Here is an 18,435-nt window from a genome sequence, read left to right as displayed (position 1 = left end):
AAAGCCGGGTGACCGGCCTCTCCCTGACCACCAGCGTCGGACCGTAGCCCCTACCGCGCGAGCGGTTTAGTCCCTCGCCAGGCTGCGGACCTTGGACGCGACTACCGTCAATGTCGGCTAACAGGCCTTAACAAAAGGACGTTTTGAGTCGTCTCCAGCAGATGATGCAGCATGCGATTTTCATGAAGGCTTCGTGGATGAATGCAAGACGTTCGAAGCGGATGCGCAGCCGTCGGAAGTTGTGAAGCCAGGAGATCGTGCGCTCGACGACCCAGCGGGTTTTGCCCAGTCCGCTGCCGTGAGGTTCGCCTCGTCGGGCGATTTCAGTGTCGATGCCGGCAGTGTGTAGTGGACGGCGGTATTTGTCGTGATCGTAACCCTCGGTCGCCTTGAACGATCCGGGGTTTCGAAAGCGGGCGGCCAGGTTTGCCGGCGATGCGCGGGATGGCGTCAACCAGCGCGTGCAGCTGGGTGACATCGTGGCGGTTGGCGCCAGTGAGGATTACCGCGAGCGGGATGCCTTGCGCTTCTGTGATGAGGTGGTGCTTTGAACCTGGTCGCGCACGGTCGGTGGGATTGGGTCCCGTTTTTGACCCGCACCAACCGCGCGGATCGAGGAGGAGTCGACGACCACGCGCGACCAGTCTATGCGGTCCGCTTCGCGTAGCTTTGCAAGAAGCAGTTCGTGCAGTCGGTCCCAGACACCGGCGGCCTGCCAGTCGCGCAGACGGCGCCAGCAGCTCATGCCGCTGCCGCAACCCATCTCGCGCCGCACGCGCTCATGACCTTTGCCGCGACGTTGCCCCTGAAGTCGCTGAGCGGCAGGATCGGCGAGCCAGCCTATTTTTGAGCGCGGCTGCGTCGGGCGGGCCGGGACAAGCTGCAGCTCTGCTGCGCCATGCTATCGTTGATACTATCTTCCTATCCCGCTGTCGTTTCCTCCCTCTCCAGGCGCGAACGAAGATGCACGAAGTGCGGAATTTCATCCCGCCGTGCTTCTCTTTGGCGGACGCGGGTCTGAGACGTCCAGCACGGTGTTGATCAGCCGGGTCTCCAGCGCCCCACCGCGCATTCTGGAGAATTCGTAGGCTTTGCTCGAAGTGGGCGTTTTGCGCTATCTTCGGTTGAAAAGAGGCTGCTCGGCGATGTGCCTAATTCGAAAGAAAACGTGCCCGGCCGAGCGACCGTTGCAGCCCCGTAGCTGCCACCGACGGTCACTAGGTCAAGTTCGGTCGAGGGTCGCTCAGCGACGTTCGACCCATTGAATCCGCACATCCTACTGCCGTTGCTGCCGTGACCCGCCCAATTCTCCGGTGATGCGCCCAGATTGGAATCAACTTCATGTCCCCTGACGGCGAACGTCAATGGATGAGAAGGTTCGAGGGAGGTAACACTAACCCTCAAGGAGCAACGCTTCGCGTGGGCGAGTCGTCCGGTTTTGAGTTTTTTACAGGTCCGCCCACGGCGCCTGCCCGAGCTGACCGTCGCGTCCAACAATCCTAAGTCGTTGATCTGACGGAAGATCTGGCGCCGTGAGACATGCGTGCTTGTCGTCGAGCAATCAACACTCGATGAACGTAGTTCAGTGTTCGATGAACTTCGACACTCCGTTCGTGCCCCTCCTTGAAATTGTCAAACTCGGTCCATATAATTGGCACTCACTGCACGAGAGTGCTAACAAGATTGCCGTCCGGCGAGATTGTTCTCAACGGACGGGTTTTCCCGTGTTTTCAGTCTCAATCAAGAGAGGAGTGTGTATGAACCTTCGTCCTTTGCACGATCGCGTCATCGTCAAGCGTCTGGACCAGGAAACCAAGACCGCATCGGGCATCGTGATTCCGGAAGCCGCGGCTGAGAAGCCGGATCAAGGCGAAGTCCTGGCCATCGGCCCGGGCAAGCGCGATGACAAGGGCGTGCAGAACGCTCTCGACGTGAAGGTCGGCGACCGCGTTTTGTTCGGCAAGTACGCCGGCCAGACCGTCAAGGTCGACGGGCAAGAACTGCTCGTCATGCGCGAAGAAGACATCATGGCCGTTCTGGTCAAGTAAGCATCCTTCCTGCACGTTCGGCTTCGCCAACAAGCCGCAGCCCTTTCGGGCGCGCTGAGCGAAGCCAGCAAACCGAATCGAATCAAGGAGTTTGGATATGGCAGCTAAAGAAGTCACTTTTGGCGATTCCGCACGCGCCAAGATGGTCGAAGGCGTGAACATCCTGGCCAACGCGGTCAAGGTCACGCTCGGTCCGAAGGGCCGCAACGTGGTGCTCGAGCGCTCCTTCGGCGGCCCGACGGTCACCAAGGACGGTGTCTCGGTCGCGAAGGAAATCGAACTGAAGGACAAGCTCCAGAACATGGGCGCGCAAATGGTCAAGGAGGTGGCTTCCAAGACCAGCGACAACGCAGGTGACGGCACCACGACCGCTACCGTTCTGGCGCAATCCATCGTTCGCGAAGGCATGAAGTACGTCGCATCGGGCATGAACCCGATGGACCTGAAGCGCGGCATCGACAAGGCCGTCACGGCCGCGATCGAAGAACTGCGCAAGATCAGCAAGCCCTGCACGACCAACAAGGAAATCGCGCAAGTCGGCTCGATCTCGGCGAACAGCGACACGTCGATCGGCGAGCGCATCGCTGAAGCGATGGACAAGGTCGGCAAGGAAGGCGTCATCACCGTCGAAGACGGCAAGTCGCTGCAAGACGAACTGGACGTCGTGGAAGGCATGCAGTTCGATCGCGGCTATCTGTCGCCGTACTTCATCAACAACCCGGACAAGCAAGTCGCCGTTCTGGAAAACCCGTTCGTGCTGCTGCACGACAAGAAGGTGTCGAACATCCGTGATCTGCTGCCGGTGCTGGAGCAAGTCGCGAAGGCTGGCCGTCCGCTGCTGATCATCGCTGAAGACGTCGAAGGCGAAGCGCTCGCAACGCTGGTCGTCAACAACATCCGCGGCATCCTGAAGACCGTCGCCGTCAAGGCTCCGGGCTTCGGCGACCGTCGCAAGGCCATGCTGGAAGACATCGCGATCCTGACCGGCGGTCAAGTGATTGCGGAAGAAACCGGCCTGACGCTCGAAAAGGCGACGCTGGCTGAACTGGGCCAGGCGAAGCGCATCGAAGTGGCCAAGGAAAACACGACGATCATCGACGGCGCTGGCGAAGCCACGAACATCGAAGCGCGCGTGAAGCAAGTGCGCAAGCAGATCGAAGAAGCAACGTCGGACTACGACCGTGAAAAGCTGCAAGAACGCGTGGCCAAACTGGCCGGCGGTGTTGCCGTGATCAAGGTCGGCGCTGCGACCGAAGTCGAAATGAAGGAAAAGAAGGCACGTGTCGAAGACGCACTGCACGCAACGCGCGCGGCTGTGGAAGAAGGCATCGTGGCTGGCGGCGGCGTCGCGCTGATCCGCGCTCGTCGTGCGATCGACGGCCTGAAGGGCGCCAACGCCGATCAGGACGCAGGTATCAAGATCGTTCTGCGTGCAATGGAAGAGCCGCTGCGCCAGATCGTCACGAACGGCGGCGAAGAAGCTTCCGTCGTGGTGGCGGCCGTTGCTCAAGGTTCGGGCAACTACGGCTACAACGCGGCGACCGGCGAGTACGGTGACCTGGTGGAAGCCGGCGTCGTCGACCCGACGAAAGTTACGCGCACCGCGCTGCAAAACGCGGCATCGGTGGCAGGCTTGCTGCTGACGACCGACGCAGCCGTTGCCGAACTGCCGAAGGAAGACGCTCCGATGCCTGGCGGCATGCCCGGCGGCATGGGCGGCATGGGCATGGACATGTAATCTGTGGCTTTGGCCGATTGCATCGGCGCGGGCTTCGGAAGAGGTTTCGCGCCGTGCCAAAGGAAAACCCGCAGCGATGCGGGTTTTTTTGTCCATACAAACGTTATTTGTTCATCTCGTCGCGAAGTTTCTGCGCGGCCGCCTTGTAGTCGTAGGTCGGGTAAAACTCCGTGCGATAGCCGCCCCACGCGGTGCTCTCGATCGCGCGGTTCACTTCGCGCAGCCGCTCGGCGGGTACACGCAGCGTCACCACCTGTCCGATGCCCATCATCACGTACCACGACACCACTTCGACGCCCGGAGGCGGGAACTGCTTGAAGTAGCCTTGTTCTTTCAGTTGCTGGTTTATCTGCGGCAGCGTCTTCGATTCGTCATGCTTGAGGAAGATCGTCAGTAAAAACGTGCCGTCGCCCGCGGGCGTCGCCCCCGGCGGCGGCGCGGCATTCTGAGCGTGAGCGGGCGGAGCAAGGCTGAACAGCGAGGCGAGCATCGTGGCTCCAAGCAAACGGGCAATTCGTCCTGCCGGCTTATGCATCGGGGAATCTCCGTGGCGTCGAATGTGGTCAGACCTTGTGATGAATCCGCAACCGCTCCATCAGATGCAGTGCGTTGGGCTGCGCATGGCTCTCGGTGGTGTTGTCGAAGATGCACCAGACTTCAGCCGTCTTTTTCGCGCGGTTATGCAGTGTGCGCGCGAGCTCGTCGAGATAGGTGTAGTCGTAGGAAGACCTGTAGAGCTCGGGCGAGCCGTGCAGTCGCACATAGACGAGCGACGCGTCCGCGCGATGCTTGATCTCGCATTCATCGGGGATCGGATCGGCGTCCACGTATGCGATGTGATGCGCCTTCAGAAGCGCCGCTGCGTGCGTCGTGAACCAAGTGTGCTCTCGCGCCTCGAACGCCACCGGCAACTTCGTGCGTTCGCGCAACGCCGCGAAAAATGACTCGGCGACGTCGTGATCGAACGGCAGGCTCGGCGGCAGTTGCACGAGCCAGCAGCCGAGTTTGTCGCCGAGTTGTCCGGCCGCCTGGAGGAATTCGTCGAGCAGGGATTCGGTATCGACGAGGCGCGCGTCGTGCGTGATCGCCTTCGGTACCTTGACCGAGAAGCGGAACGACTCGGGCACGCTCTCCGCCCAATGTGCGTAAGTCTGCTCGCGATGCGGCTTGTAGAAACTGGAGTTGATCTCGACGCACGTCAGCACGTGCGAATAGCGTTCGAGATGCGTGCCTTCATGCGGAAAGCTCGCGGAGACGGCGCTCGACAGGCCCCAGCCCGCGCAGCCGATGCGGATCGCGCCTTGCGGGCCGGGCTTGTGCAGATGGGGCAGTCGATATGGCATGCGCTCGCGTCGCTCCCTTATTGTTCGGGTGTCAGTGTCGGGCTTCTCCGGGCAGTCCCGTTGGATCATCAGGAAGCGAGGACGTGTCGCCGTCTTCGTCGGCGTCGTTCGAGCGCGCCCAGAAGAAGCGGTCCGGCAAATACGCGCCCATGCCGGGGCGAAACGCGGCGCGCGCGGCCTGGAACACGTACTCCTGCGCCTCGCGGGCGGCCTCGGCGGGCTCCTGGCCATTCGCGAGCAGGGCGGCGACGGCGGATCCGAGCGTATCGGTCAGGCCCATGATGCGCTGCACGCCGCGCTCCCACGTGTCCTGTCGCACTTGTCCCTCTTCGCTGTACAGCGTGTTCACGTGCCGATGCGTGCCCGTTTCCATGGCGAGCACGTACTCGCAGCCTTGCGCCAGGATGTGGGAAATCGCGGAATCGAGCGTCGGCGATTCGGCGTCGCTGTCCGGCTGGGCGAGTTGCAGCAGCGTGGCATGGTCGGCAATCAGCATGGTGGTCTGCGGCACGAGCAGATCGGCAAGCGATTCGCGGAGCTCGTCGGCGGACAGCACGTGTTCGTCGTCGAGCGTGAAATCGGGCGCGAGGATCAGCGGCACATCGTCGTAGTCGGAGACGACCTCGGCGATGGCGGACACGAGCTCCGCGCGGGTCGCCGCGCCGATCTTGAACGCGGCGATCGGCATGTCCTCCAGCAACATGCGCGCCTGAGTTGCTACGGTGTCTGGATCGAGCCCGGTCACTTCATCGCAGGTCGCGGAGTCGCGCACCGCGTAGCCGGTGAGCACGGTCGCGCCGTGGCAGCCCATGCTCGCGAGCGTCAGCAGGTCGGCTTGCAGGCCCGAGCCGCCCGTGGGATCGGAAAGGCCGAAAGTGAGAACGATCGGGGGGGAGTCGCCGGTCATGGCAAAAGCGGACATTATGGTATTGGATTGCTTGAATGGACGATCGGCTTTAAGCGAACTCGTCCGCGCTTCGGGCGCGTGAGCGAATGCCCGCTCGGTCATGTCTGATTATGCGGCCTAATGCCGCCCGGCTGTTCTCTTTGCGCACTTTTTTCCGGCGCGCGGGGCTCGGGGTGGCGCAAGCCTGCGCGGCGCCCGTTTCGACCGATGTCACGATGCGCGCATAGCGGGCGGGCCGCTTGCTAGGCATCGACACGGCAACACGGTACCATCATGTCCTAATTTCAACCGACCAATCGACGCGGCATAAGTATGGAATACAGAAGCTGGATGTGCCTGATCTGCGGCTGGATCTACGACGAGGAGGCGGGATTGCCCGAAGAGGGCATCGCGCCGGGCACGCGCTGGGAGGACGTTCCGATCAACTGGACCTGTCCCGAATGCGGAGCCCGCAAGGAAGATTTCGAGATGGTTCAGATCTGATCTTGTCGTTCTGCCGCGCCGCATGACGCGAGTCATGCGGCGCGCGTTTTTTAGCGGACCGCGTTCGACGATGACGACGCGTGCCGCGCGCGGGCTGCCGCCGTGCGGTTTGCCTGATTTTTTTCGGATTTCGAGGCGTAGGGCGATTTCGTTGCGGCGATTCCGGCATCGCGCGAGTTTGGCGAACGAAGTGAAAGGTGCGACAAATCTCGTCGGACACATTCGATCCCCGCACCCGCTCGTCAAGGCATACGCTTGAAGCAGGCGTGGCGATACCGTGCGCGCCTACCGATGACGCATTTCAACCGCGTGCGACGGCGGCGTTCGATCACCGCGCCCGCGAACCGGCTTGTGAGCGCTTGTTATGACATCTCGTCCCGATCTGCCCGTTCCTTTCGAAGCCCTGCCCAATCCGCGCGGCGGATCGGTGCGCCTCGCCGAAATGGCGCTGACCGACGCGCTGCACGCGTTTCAGCGTCAGGGCGAAACCGGGGCCGCGTTGAAGCGCGCCATTGCCGCGCTGCATTCGGCGGGCTGGCTGCCCGGGCAGCGATTCGCCGAGGCGCTCGCGCTCGTCGCGCCGCTTGGCGACGACTCGGAGGGAAGCCACGCGCGCATTGCCGACGCGATCGGCGTGTTTCGCGGCGCGGTCGAGCGCCATAATCTGCGCGAGCTTTCGTGCTCGACCGTGCTTTTCGATCACTATCGCGGCCTGCACGCGCTGCTGGCCGCGCACACGCGCGTCGCGCCGGTTTCCTACGACGACCTCGCGCTCGCGGGCCGCGCGATCGCGCCGGCGACGCTGCGCGGCATTGCACCCGAGCGCCTCGCGCGGGTGCGGGCGCACTACGAGGAGACGCTGCTCAAGCTCCTGCGCGCACCGGCTGAAGAATCCGCCGATGCCTTCGCGCGCCTCGATGCCTGTCTCGACGAATTGCGCGGTTCCGATCCCTACGATTTCTGGCGGCTCGCGTCCTCGACGGTCCGTGCGTTGCGCGAGCGCGCCGAACGCACGGGCGGCGAGCTCGACCATATCGCCGACGCGAAGCGTCTCTACGCGCGCTTCAACCTCGTGCTGGCGGACCAGGCGCATGCGCTGTCGTACGCGCCCCGTTCGCTGGTGCGAGCGACGCTCGCGCTTCTGTGGCGCGATTTCGCGCTGTACGGCGCGGCGCCCGAGGACGCCGGGCACGTCGACGTGCTGCGCGACTACGGCCTGACCGTGGCGTGGCACGTCGCGGCGACGCCGGCATCGGAGGCGGCGTGGGAAGCGAGCGCCGCGCAGGCGAGCGAGGAAGCCACGCGGGACGCCGCAACCCGCGATCTCGGCGTGCTGCGCGTCAACGCGGCCGCCTACGAAGACTTCCTGCAGAGTGCGGAGACATCGATCGATGCGCTCGTCGAGCGCGGCGCGCAGGCGAGCGAGACCGGCACCGTGGACGAAGCCGCGGCGCTCTCCGCGGCTGATGCGTCGCATCGGCTGGGTGCGGCGGCCTGTGCGCTCGGCCTCGGTCATGTCGCGCTGCTGGCGGACACACTCGGTCTGGCGTGGCGGCGCGTCGCACATCATGGAGAAACCCACGCCGATGGCGCCGAGGGCGCGACGCGCGGCATCGATGCGACCGTGCCCGAGCGCGCCGCGCAAATGCTGCGCTCGATGCTGCATCAGGCGGCCGCCGGCATTGCACCCTCCGAAGGCCGCGGCTCGATCGTCGCGCTCACCGCGATGATCGAGAAGCCGGCGCTGATCGCGCGTTAATCGTCCTCGGGCGGCGCGTCGCGCTTTGCGCCCGGTCCGCGCACGACGTCGTAGCGCGCGAGCGTGCGTTTTCGCGCGGCATCGTGATCGACGATCGGCTGCGGATAATCCGCCCCGAGCGAGAGTTTCGCAGCCTTCAGCGCGTCCGGTTTCGCAAGCCACGGCGCGTGAATATCGCGATCCGGCAGGCCCGCGAGTTCCGGCACGTAATGCCGGATGAACTTGCCCGTCGAGTCGAATTTCCGCGATTGCGTGACCGGATTGAAGATCCGGAAGTACGGCTGCGCGTCGCATCCACTGGATGCGGCCCATTGCCAGCCACCGTTATTGTTCGAGAGCTCGAAGTCGTTCAGGTGCGCTTCGAAATACGCCTCGCCGCGCCGCCAGTCGATGCCGAGATCCTTCGTCAGAAAACTCGCGACCACCATGCGCAGCCGGTTGTGCATGTAGCCGGACGTGTTGATCTGCCGCATCGCCGCATCCACGAGCGGATAGCCGGTCTCACCCGCGCACCATGCGGCGAAACTGGCGTCGGCGGCATCGCCGGTTTCCCAGACTATGCGGTCGTATTCCGGCTTGAACGCGCGATGATCGCCCGGCACACCGACGTGCGGAAAATGGTGCAGCACGGAGAAATAGAACTCCCGCCAGATCAGCTCGCCGAGCCAGGTTTCCGCGCCCTTGTCGCCGTGGCGCTGCGCGTCGTGCGCGCTGCGGGCGAGCGCGCGGATCGACACGGTGCCGTGCCGCAGATGCACGCCGAGATAGCTCGGGCCCTTCAGCGCGGGGAAATCACGCGTGCGGCCGTAGTCGGTCATGCGGTCGCGGAAATCGTCGAAAAGTTCGTAAGCGCCGCTCGTGCCCGCGGGAAACGCGGGGCCGTGCGCATCCGGAAAGCCGAGCGGGGCGAGCGATGGAACCGCGCATGTCACGCCAGCCGGCGGTTGCACGAGTGCGCTCAGATGATCCTCCGACGCATACGGCTTCAGCGCGTCCGGCGTGAGCGTGGCGAGCCATTTGCGCTTATACGGCGTAAAGACGGTGTAGGGCTTGCCCGCGCCTGTCATCACGTCGTCGTGATCGAAGACGGCCTGATCCCTGAACGTGAAAAAAGCGATGTCCTGACTTGCGAGTTTCTGCGCGACCGCCTCGTCGCGCGCCTTCGCGGACGGCTCGTAGTCTCGGTTGGCGAAGACCGCATCGACGCCGCATTCGCGCGCGAGCGCCGGAATATCGTTAACCGGATGACCGTGCCGCACGATCAACGCGCCACCGGCCTCGCGCAGCGTGCGATCCAGCTCGACGACGCTTGCATGGATGAACGGTACGCGCCGGTCATTTCTATCGAGCGGCGAGAGAATATCGCGATCGAAAATGAAGGCGCACAGCACGCGGCGGCACCTTGTAAGCGCATGATAGAGTGCAGCATTGTCTGCCGCGCGAAGGTCCCGCCGAAACCAGACCAGACCCACATCAAAGCCGGCCATCTCGCAGCGCCTTTGTTAAAATTCTGAATTATGTCCAAGACTTCCGATCGCATCAATTTGACGAATCAGTTCCTGATCGCCATGCCGAACATGGCGGATCCGACATTCTCAGGAACGGTGGTCTACCTTTGCGATCACACGGAGAAGGGCGCGCTCGGCCTCGTCATCAATCGGCCGACCGATATCGATCTCCAGTCGCTCTTCAATCGCATCGATCTGAAGCTCGAGATCGAGCCGCTCGTCCATTTGCCCGTGTATTTCGGCGGTCCCGTGCAGACCGAGCGCGGCTTCGTGCTGCACGAAGCGGGCGAGGGCGAGCCGTACAGTTCGTCGATGAGCGTGCCCGGCGGCCTCTCCATGACCACGTCGAAAGACGTGCTCGAAGCAGTCGCGAGCGGCAAAGGTCCCGAGCGCTTCCTGCTCACCCTCGGTCACGCCGGCTGGGGCGCGGGGCAGCTCGAAGAGGAAATCTCGAAGAACGGCTGGCTCACGGTGGAAGCCGATCCGCGCATCATCTTCGACGTGCCCGCCGAAGATCGCCTCGAAGCAGCGCTCTCGCTGCTCGGCGTGTCGCGCTCGATGTTGTCCGGCGAAGCAGGGCACGCATGAGCCGCGAAGCCACGCTGCTGGCATTCGATTACGGCGAGAAGCGTATCGGTGTGGCCGTCGGCAACACGCTCACGAAAAGCGCGCGTGCGCTCCTTACGCTGGAAAATCGCGATCGCGAATATCGCTTCGTCGAAGTGGGCAAACTGCTCGACGAGTGGAAGCCCGACGCTGTCGTGGTCGGCATGCCGATGCATCCCGACGGCACGCCTCATGCAATGAGCGCGCTCGCAAAGCGCTTCGGCAATCAGGTGAACGGCCGTTTCAACGTGCCCGTGCAATGGGTGGACGAGCGCTACTCGTCCGTCGACGCCAAAGCCGATCTGCGCGAACGCGGCGTGCGGACCAACACACGCGGCCGCTTCGACGAGATCGACGCCGAAGCCGCCCGCGTCATCCTTCAACAATACCTCGACGGACTTGCCGACGATCATGAGTTCCATTGACGCCGAGACGCTCTACCGTGCGCTCGTCGACCAGATTCGCGCCGCGTTCGGACAATCGCTTGCCGCACCCGATGGCCCCGTGCTCGCCGGCATCTACAGCGGCGGCGTGTGGCTCGCCGAGCGGCTCGCGAAGGACCTGGACGCGCCGCACTTCGGCGTGGTGAATGTCGCGCTGCATCGCGACGACTACGCGAAAAAGGGCCTGCACAGCCAGGCGCGTCCGACCGAGCTGCCTTTCGACGTGAACGGCCGTCGCATCATCCTGATCGACGATGTGCTGTCGACCGGCCGCACCGTGCGCGCCGCGATCAACGAGCTGTACGACTACGGCCGCCCGGCGTCGATCGACCTTGCGGTGCTCGCCGACCGCGGCGGGCGCGAAATGCCGATCGCGGCGCGCTTTACCGGCGGCACGGTCGAAGTGTCCGCGAACGAGGATCTCGTGCTCGCGCGCCGTGACGACAACACACTTGCGTTCACGACCGAACCGCGCGCGCACTGACGCGCACATGGCGGCTGCTTTACGTCTTTACGCTTCTTTCCAAAGAAACATCCGGGAATATCATGAACACCGCCAATCAGGGCGCTGCCGTTCCGGGCGCGCCCGCATCGGATAAATTCCGGTACGGCTTTCTCAAAGGCAACCCGCAGCTCACGAAGAACGGCGAGCTGAAGCACTTGCTGACCATCGAAGGGCTGCCGCGCTCGATCGTCACGCACATTCTCGACACCGCCGAGCAGTTCGTGAGCGTGACCGACCGCGAGGTGAAGAAGGTGCCGCTTTTGCGCGGCAAGTCGGTGTTCAATCTCTTCTTCGAGAACTCGACGCGCACGCGCACCACGTTCGAAATCGCGGCCAAGCGCTTGTCGGCGGATGTGCTGAATCTGAACATCAACGCGTCGTCGACGAGCAAGGGCGAATCGCTGCTCGACACGATCAACAATCTCTCCGCGATGCACGCGGACATGTTCGTCGTGCGTCATGCGTCGAGCGGCGCGCCGTATCTGATCGCCGAGCATTGCGCGCCGCATGTGCACGTGATCAATGCAGGCGATGGCCGCCACGCGCATCCGACGCAAGGCCTGCTCGACATGTACACGATCCGCCATTACAAGCGCGATTTCACGAAGCTGCGCGTGGCGATCGTCGGCGACATTCTGCATTCGCGCGTCGCGCGCTCGGACATTCACGCGCTGACCACGCTCGGCGTGCCGGAAGTGCGCGCAATCGGACCGCGCACGCTCTTGCCGAGCAACCTCGACCAGATGGGCGTGCACGTCTATCACAATCTCGACGAAGGTCTGAAGGGCGTCGACGTGATCATCATGCTGCGCTTGCAGAACGAGCGCATGAGCGGCGCGCTCCTGCCTTCCGCACAGGAGTATTTCAAGAGTTGGGGACTCACGCCCGAGCGTCTCGCGCTCGCCGCGCCCGATGCGATCGTCATGCATCCGGGCCCGATGAACCGCGGCGTGGAAATCGACTCGCAGGTGGCCGACGGCCCGCAGTCGGTGATCCTGAATCAGGTGACCTTCGGCATCGCCGTGCGCATGGCGGTGATGGGCATCGTGGCCGGCAACAGCGACTGAAGAAGACGACATGAAGATCCAGATTCAAAACGGCACGATCATCGACCCGGCTGCGGGCACGGAAGCGCGCAAGGACGTATTCATCGCGGCGGGGCGGATCGTCGGCATCGGCCAAGCGCCCGCCGATTTCAACGCGGCGAAGGTGATCGACGCGTCGGGGCTTTACATCGCGCCGGGTTTCGTCGACTTGTCCGCGCGTTTGCGCGAGCCGGGCTTCGAGCACAAGGCGACGCTCGAATCCGAAATGGCCGCCGCGATGGCAGGTGGCGTGACGAGCCTCGTGTGCCCGCCCGACACCGATCCGACGCTCGACGAGCCGGGCCTCGTCGAGATGCTCAAGTTCCGCGCGCAGAAGCTGCACCTCGCGCATGTGTATCCGCTCGGCGCGCTGACCGTCGGGTTGAAGGGCGAAACCATCACCGAAATGGTCGAGCTGACCGAAGCGGGCTGCATCGGTTTCTCGCAGGCCGATAACCCGATCGCGGATACGCGCACTTTGCAGCGCGCGCTGCAGTACGCGACCACTTACGGCTACACCGTGTGGCTGCGTCCGCAGGACGCGTACATGTCGAAGGGCGGGGTGGCTGCGAGCGGCGCGGTCGCATCGCGGCTCGGCTTGTCGGGCGTGCCGGTGGCGGCGGAAACCATCGCGCTGCATACCATCTTCGAATTGATGCGCGTGACGGGCGCGCGCGTGCATCTGTCGCATCTGTCGTCGGCGGCGGGCGTCGAGCTCGTGCGCGCGGCGAAGGCCGAAGGGCTCGCGGTGACCTGCGACGTGACGATCAATCATGTCCATCTGACCGATATCGACATCGGCTACTTCGATGCGCAGTTCCGTCTCGATCCGCCGCTGCGCTCGCAGCGCGACCGCGATGCGATCCGCGCCGGTCTCGCCGATGGCACCATCGACGCGATCTGCTCCGATCACACGCCGCTCGACGACGATGAAAAGCTCTTGCCCTTCGCCGAAGCGACGCCCGGCGCGACTGGTCTCGAACTGCTGCTGTCGCTGACGGTGAAGTGGGCGCGCGAAGCCAACGTGCCGCTCGCGAAGGCGCTCGCGCCCATTTCGTCCGCGCCCGCCGACGTGCTCAAGCTGCCCGCGGGCCGCATCACGACCGGCGCGCTCGCCGATCTCTGCGTGTTCGACGCGGCGGGCGAATGGCGCGTCGATCCGAAGAAACTGAAGAGCCAGGGCCGCAACACGCCGTTCCTCGGCTACGAACTGCCGGCGCGCGTGCGTGCGACGATCGTCGGCGGTCACGTCGCGTACGAGTGCCGCTGATCATGCGCTGCGCGTTGCGCAAGCTGCGGCTCGCCGTCCACTTGCTGTACGGCATGTGGATCGTCGCGAGGCGCTTTCCGCGCGCGTCCGCGAGCGAGCGCGCCGAGATGAATCGCGTGTGGTCGCTGGAAATGTTGCGTCTTTCCGGGATGAAGCTCGTCGTGCATAACGACGAGGCGCGGCTCGATGCGGGCGTGCTCGTCGTCGGCAATCACGTTTCGTGGATCGACATCTATGTGATCAACGCGTGGCGTCCGACGCCGTTCGTCTCGAAGGCGGAGATCCGCAAGTGGCCGGTGGTCGGCTGGCTCGCGCATCAACTGGGCACGGTGTTCGTGCAGCGCGAGAAGCGCAGTGACGCGAAGCGCATCATGCACGAGCTCGCCAACCGGCTGCTCGCGGGCGAAATGATGTGCGTGTTCCCGGAAGGCACGACGACCGATGGCCAGTCGCTGCTGCCGTTTCACGCGAACATGTTTCAGGCGGCGGTGTCGGCATCGTGTCCGGTTCAGCCGATCTGCCTGATGTACGAGGACGCGCGAGGACGGCAATCGACTGCGCCCGCGTATATCGGCGATATGTCGCTCAACGATTCGCTGAACGCGCTATTGCGCGCGGGGGCGATCACCGCGCATCTGTACGTATGCGATCCGCTCGCACCGGGCGCGGACCGGCGGCTGCTGGCGAGCGAGGCGCAGGCGGCGGTGCAGGCTGCGCTGGATCGCATGTGTGGCGCGTCGGCTATTGTGACCGATGTCGCCCTTAGTGATCGCGCCGCTGAGCTTCGAACCACTTGCGCCGGAGACCAAGAGCTTCACGTTCACAAGGGATAGGGCGACGGGCCATCACCGCGTCTGCGGGCGCCTGCCTGGGCCGGGCTTATCTGGGAGTATGCGTAGCCGTGGCCACGTTGAACCAACCGGCAATGCGATGCGCGACGCCCTGTACAACTTTCCCAGCTCTTTGAATGTTGAAGTAACCGGTAGCACGCATCGCCACTCTGCCGACGTATGTGCCAGCCTTCTTTCCAAAGGGTACATCGGCGCGCACGAGGTCGCCGGTCTGGAATCCGTGCACACGCTTTGCCCTTGTCAGATATCCGCGCGGGAAGCCACAGCGGTCGAGCCTCGTCCTCTGGTAACTGCCGCGACCGGTGCAGCTGATAGACAGGATCGGTCTAATCCAGTTTGTTACGACAGATACTGCCCCGACACAAGCGGCGTCGAGCGCATGTGTTTTCGGTACACCGAACGCCAACCGATTGAATTTGGTACGTCCGCCTGAGGCAAGTTCCAAGAGTAGGCCGATCGTGTCCAGTGCGTTGGTCAGCGCCCAGCGCGTGGCGTTCATTGCTGCAGCATCTTTTAGCGGTCGCTTCGCTTGAGCTAAGATTTTCGCCAACCGCGTTGGCCGCCTCGATAGGAACACTTCAACAGCCAGCGCCCCCTTTGCTCGGTTGCAAGGTTCGCAGGCCAGCGTCAGGTTCGACACTCGATTAGTGCCACCGCGGGCCCGAGCCACGATGTGATCTACTTGCAGCGGCGTGTCGCTTGCGTCGCAGTACGAGCAACGTCGGCCCCATTTCTCCAAAAGGTATTCGCGTATTTCGTAGCCGGCAAGCGTGCCCTGTTGATAGCCGGCACCAGTGACTTCAGGATTTCCGATCAAGTGCGTGTCGAAGCGCACGAGCTCGCTGGAGAATGCGCTGATCGGTGCCCAACGCATGACACGTTCAACCCAGGCCTTTGTAGTATCAACCCTGTGCTGCAGAGGGGGGGCAAGCCAACCCGTGGACCGGGTGCGGTTCGAGAAACGTGGCGCACGGTAGCGAAGCTTACTGCGTCGCCGGCAACGCATGGCACGACGCGCCGTAAGCGCCTCACTTATTTGCCGGCCGCGGTGGACCAGTTCGAATAGGTTAACCACGGCTGCGCCGCGGATGAGTTCGCCGGACTCCTTGCTCGGCGTTACGATGTCGCGCACGAGCGCGAGACCGGTGGTCTTGCTACCGGGGTCGAGCTTGAGGCGCAACGGTTGGAATTCGCTGCAATTGGCGTTGCGGTCCCTGAGCCGAATGACGAACGGCACAACTCGATGCACGCGCGCGCCGTCCCGCGCGAGCAGCAATCTCGCGCGCTTTTCACTGCACGGCATCAATGCTCTGCCATTCCGATCGAGTACAAAAACAGCCAAGGCAGCACCTATTCGATCACCGCCGAAGTCCGTTCGGCGCGGTTGCCCTTACGGGCCTGGTGACGCATACCTTCGGGTATGGCTCCCCTCGACCATGTTGTGCAGCAGGTGAAGCCTTCGCTTCCGTCGCAGCCCGTTTCGTACCTACCCGGGGCTTGTCTGCTGCTGCGACTTCCAGAGCGTCAAACTGAGAAAGCATTCGACGGTGGGTTTGCTGTCTCTGCACAACGTAGCTCTTTACAGTGCTAGGTCTGGTCAATCTCGAGCTTTCGAGTGCTTCAAAAAGCTCCGGGCTTTGCCGGGGTGATTGACCGAGCAGCTCACCTGCGTGATTACGCGTTGGGCCGGATCAGCGGTCAGCAATATCGCCGATAGCTTGTTGCCCCACACGCAGCCCGAGTCAAGACACAGCACGTTTTCGCGGACCATCAGGCCGAGCGCGGCCCAATGGCCGAACACAATTGTTACGTCCTGTGTGCGTCGGTTCTGTACGTCAAACCACGGCACATAGCTGGGCGGCGCGGCGTCGGGGCCGCCGTTGTTCGCGAACTCCATCGCGCCTTCGGGCGTGCAGAAGCGGATGCGCGACAGCGCGTTATAGATCACGCGCAAGCGGTCGGCGCCCTTCAGTGAATCGTCCCAGCGATGCGGCTCGTTGCCGTAGAGCGCCGCGAGCGTCTCCTTCCAATTCGGGGCGCGCAACGCTTGTTCAAGCTCGTGCGCGAGCTCCATCGTCATCGTCGCGTCCCATTGCGGCAACACGCCCGCGTGGACCATCAGCACATTGTTTTCGAAGTGCGCGACCGGCTTGTGACGCACCCACTCGATGAGATCGGCGGCGTCGGGCGCTTCGAGGATTTCATCGAGCGTGTCGCCTTTTTTCGGCTTGCGCAGACCGGCGGCGACGGAGAGCAGATTCAGATCGTGATTGCCAAGCACGACAGTTGCGCGCGAGCCGAGGGCGATGATCTCGCGCAATGTCTGCAACGACTTCGGACCACGGTTGATGAGATCGCCCGCGAACCAGAGCGGTGTGTCGGGTGATGGCGCGGCTTTTTTGAGGAGGCGCTGGAAGGGATCGCAGCAGCCTTGGAGATCGCCGAAGATGAGGGGGGCGGGGGAAGTGGCGATGGTCATTGGGGAGACTTGTTCTCAGGCTTCTAAGATATCCGGGTGAGCGAAGATTATGAAACAGCGGGCAAACACTGTCTCTTCATCCGACGAATGCACAGGCGCGGCATGACCCACTGCCACCTGTGCAACGATAAATCGCGAGCTGTATCCAGCTTTTATCCGTCCATTTTTCGAATGGCGAAGCCTTATAATTCGGGGTTGACCAACTGGGGCGGAAATGCACGAAAATCGGTCATAAATTCCGATTCGGCTTTCATCGGCCGCAACTGTCGCAAGTTTTTCGATATTTGAGCTTTCGCGTTACCTAAAAAGCTGACGTAAAGCTATAAAGAGGGCCACGTATGATTCTCGTGACGGGCGGCGCCGGTTTCATCGGCGCCAATTTTGTGCTGGATTGGCTCAACGGTTCGGACGAACCCGCGCTCAACGTCGACAAGCTGACGTATGCGGGCAATCTTGGAACGCTCAAGTCCCTGAAGGACGACCCCCGCCACATCTTCGAGCGCGCCGATATCTGCAACCGCGCCGCTATCGATGCGCTGCTGGCCAAGCACAAGCCGCGCGCCATTCTGCACTTCGCCGCCGAGAGCCACGTCGATCGCTCGATCCACGGCCCGGCCGAGTTCGTGCAGACGAACGTCGTTGGCACCTTCACCCTGCTCGAAGCCGCGCGGATGTACTGGAGCAAGCTGCCCGAAGACGAGAAGCAGGCGTTCCGCTTCCTACACGTATCGACCGACGAAGTGTACGGCTCGCTTTCGGCCACCGATCCGCAGTTCTCGGAAACCACGCCCTACGCGCCGAACAGCCCGTATTCCGCGACCAAGGCCGGCTCCGACCATCTCGTGCGCGCTTATCACCACACGTACGGACTGCCGGTTCTGACCACGAATTGCTCGAACAACTACGGCCCGTACCAATTCCCTGAAAAGCTGATTCCGCTGATGATCGCCAACGCGCTCGGCGGCAAGCCGCTGCCGGTTTACGGCGATGGCCAGAACGTGCGCGACTGGCTGTACGTGGGCGATCACTGCTCCGCGATCCGTGAGGTGCTTGCACGCGGCGTGCCCGGCGAGACGTATAACGTCGGCGGCTGGAACGAGAAAAAGAATCTCGAAGTCGTGCACACGCTGTGTGACCTGCTCGACAAGCAAAAGCCGAAATCGAGCGGTTCTTATCGCGATCAGATCACCTATGTGAAGGATCGCCCGGGCCACGACCGCCGCTATGCGATCGACGCGCGCAAGCTCCAGCGCGAACTCGGCTGGAAGCCCGCAGAAACCTTCGAAACCGGTCTTGCGAAGACGGTTCAGTGGTATCTGGACAATCAGGCGTGGGCCGACGAAGTAGCTTCCGGCGACTACCGGAAATGGGTCGAGACGAACTACGCGCAGCGCGCGTGAGGGGTTGAAC

16 protein-coding genes and 2 pseudogenes are annotated in these 18,435 nt (G+C 63.2%); 11 read left to right on the top strand and 7 right to left on the bottom strand.

What is annotated here, in order from left to right:
• Positions 1–127: 127 nt before the first annotated feature.
• A pseudogene (locus NCR38_RS10620) lies at positions 128–886 on the bottom strand (IS5 family transposase).
• A gap of 871 nt (positions 887–1,757) precedes the next feature.
• On the opposite strand from NCR38_RS10620, the gene NCR38_RS10615 reads away from it, so the two are divergent.
• Positions 1,758–2,048, top strand: coding sequence for a co-chaperone GroES (locus NCR38_RS10615; RefSeq protein WP_035500852.1), 291 nt, complete (start codon positions 1,758–1,760; stop codon positions 2,046–2,048).
• Positions 2,049–2,145: 97 nt separating this feature from the next.
• On the top strand, positions 2,146–3,786 hold the full coding sequence (groL, locus tag NCR38_RS10610; RefSeq protein WP_061119344.1) for a chaperonin GroEL: 1,641 nt from the start codon (positions 2,146–2,148) through the stop codon (positions 3,784–3,786).
• Between the two features lie 103 nt (positions 3,787–3,889).
• Here the strand turns inward: groL and NCR38_RS10605 are convergent, their stop codons facing one another.
• The 3 genes from NCR38_RS10605 to NCR38_RS10595 form a co-directional block, all read right to left on the bottom strand.
• Positions 3,890–4,276 (bottom strand): hypothetical protein, encoded by a 387-nt coding sequence (locus NCR38_RS10605; RefSeq protein WP_086961263.1) that lies wholly within the window; start codon positions 4,274–4,276, stop codon positions 3,890–3,892.
• A 73-nt stretch (positions 4,277–4,349) separates the two neighbouring features.
• Entirely contained in the window at positions 4,350–5,129 is a 780-nt protein-coding gene (locus NCR38_RS10600; RefSeq protein WP_061119342.1) for a DUF72 domain-containing protein, read from the bottom strand.
• 31 nt (positions 5,130–5,160) lie between these two features.
• The gene (locus NCR38_RS10595; RefSeq protein ID WP_061119341.1) at positions 5,161–6,036 is read right to left on the bottom strand and encodes a hydroxymethylpyrimidine/phosphomethylpyrimidine kinase; all 876 of its coding nucleotides are present in this window, start codon (positions 6,034–6,036) and stop codon (positions 5,161–5,163) included.
• 312 nt (positions 6,037–6,348) lie between these two features.
• Here NCR38_RS10595 and NCR38_RS10590 point away from each other — a divergent pair, with 312 nt between their 5' ends.
• Entirely contained in the window at positions 6,349–6,519 is a 171-nt protein-coding gene (locus tag NCR38_RS10590; RefSeq protein WP_025527884.1) for a rubredoxin, read from the top strand.
• 364 nt (positions 6,520–6,883) lie between these two features.
• Positions 6,884–8,278 carry a hypothetical protein gene (locus NCR38_RS10585; protein WP_250477014.1) on the top strand — a complete coding sequence of 465 codons (1,395 nt, stop codon included), beginning with the start codon at positions 6,884–6,886 and terminating at the stop codon, positions 8,276–8,278.
• Here the strand turns inward: NCR38_RS10585 and NCR38_RS10580 are convergent.
• Positions 8,275–9,765: a deoxyribodipyrimidine photo-lyase gene (locus tag NCR38_RS10580; RefSeq protein WP_250477013.1), complete on the bottom strand. Its 1,491-nt coding sequence runs from the start codon at positions 9,763–9,765 to the stop codon at positions 8,275–8,277. The genes NCR38_RS10585 and NCR38_RS10580 overlap by 4 nt on opposite strands.
• A gap of 30 nt (positions 9,766–9,795) precedes the next feature.
• Here NCR38_RS10580 and NCR38_RS10575 point away from each other — a divergent pair, with 30 nt between their 5' ends.
• From NCR38_RS10575 to NCR38_RS10550, 6 genes are all read left to right on the top strand, one after another.
• On the top strand, positions 9,796–10,374 hold the full coding sequence (locus NCR38_RS10575) for a YqgE/AlgH family protein (RefSeq protein WP_061119338.1): 579 nt from the start codon (positions 9,796–9,798) through the stop codon (positions 10,372–10,374).
• A complete protein-coding gene (gene ruvX, locus NCR38_RS10570) occupies positions 10,371–10,817 on the top strand; it encodes a Holliday junction resolvase RuvX (RefSeq protein WP_250477012.1) in 447 nt (148 codons plus the stop codon). Before NCR38_RS10575 ends, ruvX begins: the two co-directional genes overlap by 4 nt.
• On the top strand, positions 10,804–11,319 hold the full coding sequence (gene pyrR, locus NCR38_RS10565) for a bifunctional pyr operon transcriptional regulator/uracil phosphoribosyltransferase PyrR (RefSeq protein ID WP_061119336.1): 516 nt from the start codon (positions 10,804–10,806) through the stop codon (positions 11,317–11,319). Before ruvX ends, pyrR begins: the two co-directional genes overlap by 14 nt.
• Before the next feature lie 62 nt (positions 11,320–11,381).
• Positions 11,382–12,407 (top strand): aspartate carbamoyltransferase catalytic subunit, encoded by a 1,026-nt coding sequence (locus tag NCR38_RS10560; RefSeq protein WP_250477011.1) that lies wholly within the window; start codon positions 11,382–11,384, stop codon positions 12,405–12,407.
• Between the two features lie 10 nt (positions 12,408–12,417).
• Positions 12,418–13,695 carry a dihydroorotase gene (locus NCR38_RS10555; RefSeq protein WP_250477010.1) on the top strand — a complete coding sequence of 426 codons (1,278 nt, stop codon included), beginning with the start codon at positions 12,418–12,420 and terminating at the stop codon, positions 13,693–13,695.
• Positions 13,696–13,697: 2 nt separating this feature from the next.
• Positions 13,698–14,528, top strand: a complete 831-nt coding sequence (locus NCR38_RS10550; RefSeq protein ID WP_250477018.1) for a 1-acyl-sn-glycerol-3-phosphate acyltransferase — start codon at positions 13,698–13,700, stop codon at positions 14,526–14,528.
• On the opposite strand, the pseudogene iscB reads toward NCR38_RS10550, so the two are convergent.
• Positions 14,516–15,888: pseudogene (gene iscB / locus NCR38_RS10545) on the bottom strand (RNA-guided endonuclease IscB). The gene NCR38_RS10550 and the pseudogene iscB sit on opposite strands and share 13 nt — an antisense overlap.
• A gap of 255 nt (positions 15,889–16,143) precedes the next feature.
• Entirely contained in the window at positions 16,144–17,025 is an 882-nt protein-coding gene (locus NCR38_RS10540) for a symmetrical bis(5'-nucleosyl)-tetraphosphatase (protein ID WP_250477009.1), read from the bottom strand.
• A 338-nt stretch (positions 17,026–17,363) separates the two neighbouring features.
• On the opposite strand from NCR38_RS10540, the gene rfbB reads away from it, so the two are divergent.
• Entirely contained in the window at positions 17,364–18,425 is a 1,062-nt protein-coding gene (rfbB, locus tag NCR38_RS10535; RefSeq protein ID WP_250477008.1) for a dTDP-glucose 4,6-dehydratase, read from the top strand.
• Positions 18,426–18,435: the final 10 nt, after the last annotated feature.

The sequence above is a fragment of the Caballeronia sp. INML1 genome (assembly GCF_023631085.1).
Lineage (GTDB): Bacteria > Pseudomonadota > Gammaproteobacteria > Burkholderiales > Burkholderiaceae > Caballeronia > Caballeronia turbans.
Note: the sequence above shows the minus strand (reverse complement) of the source record. Positions and strands in the feature narration are given on the sequence as shown.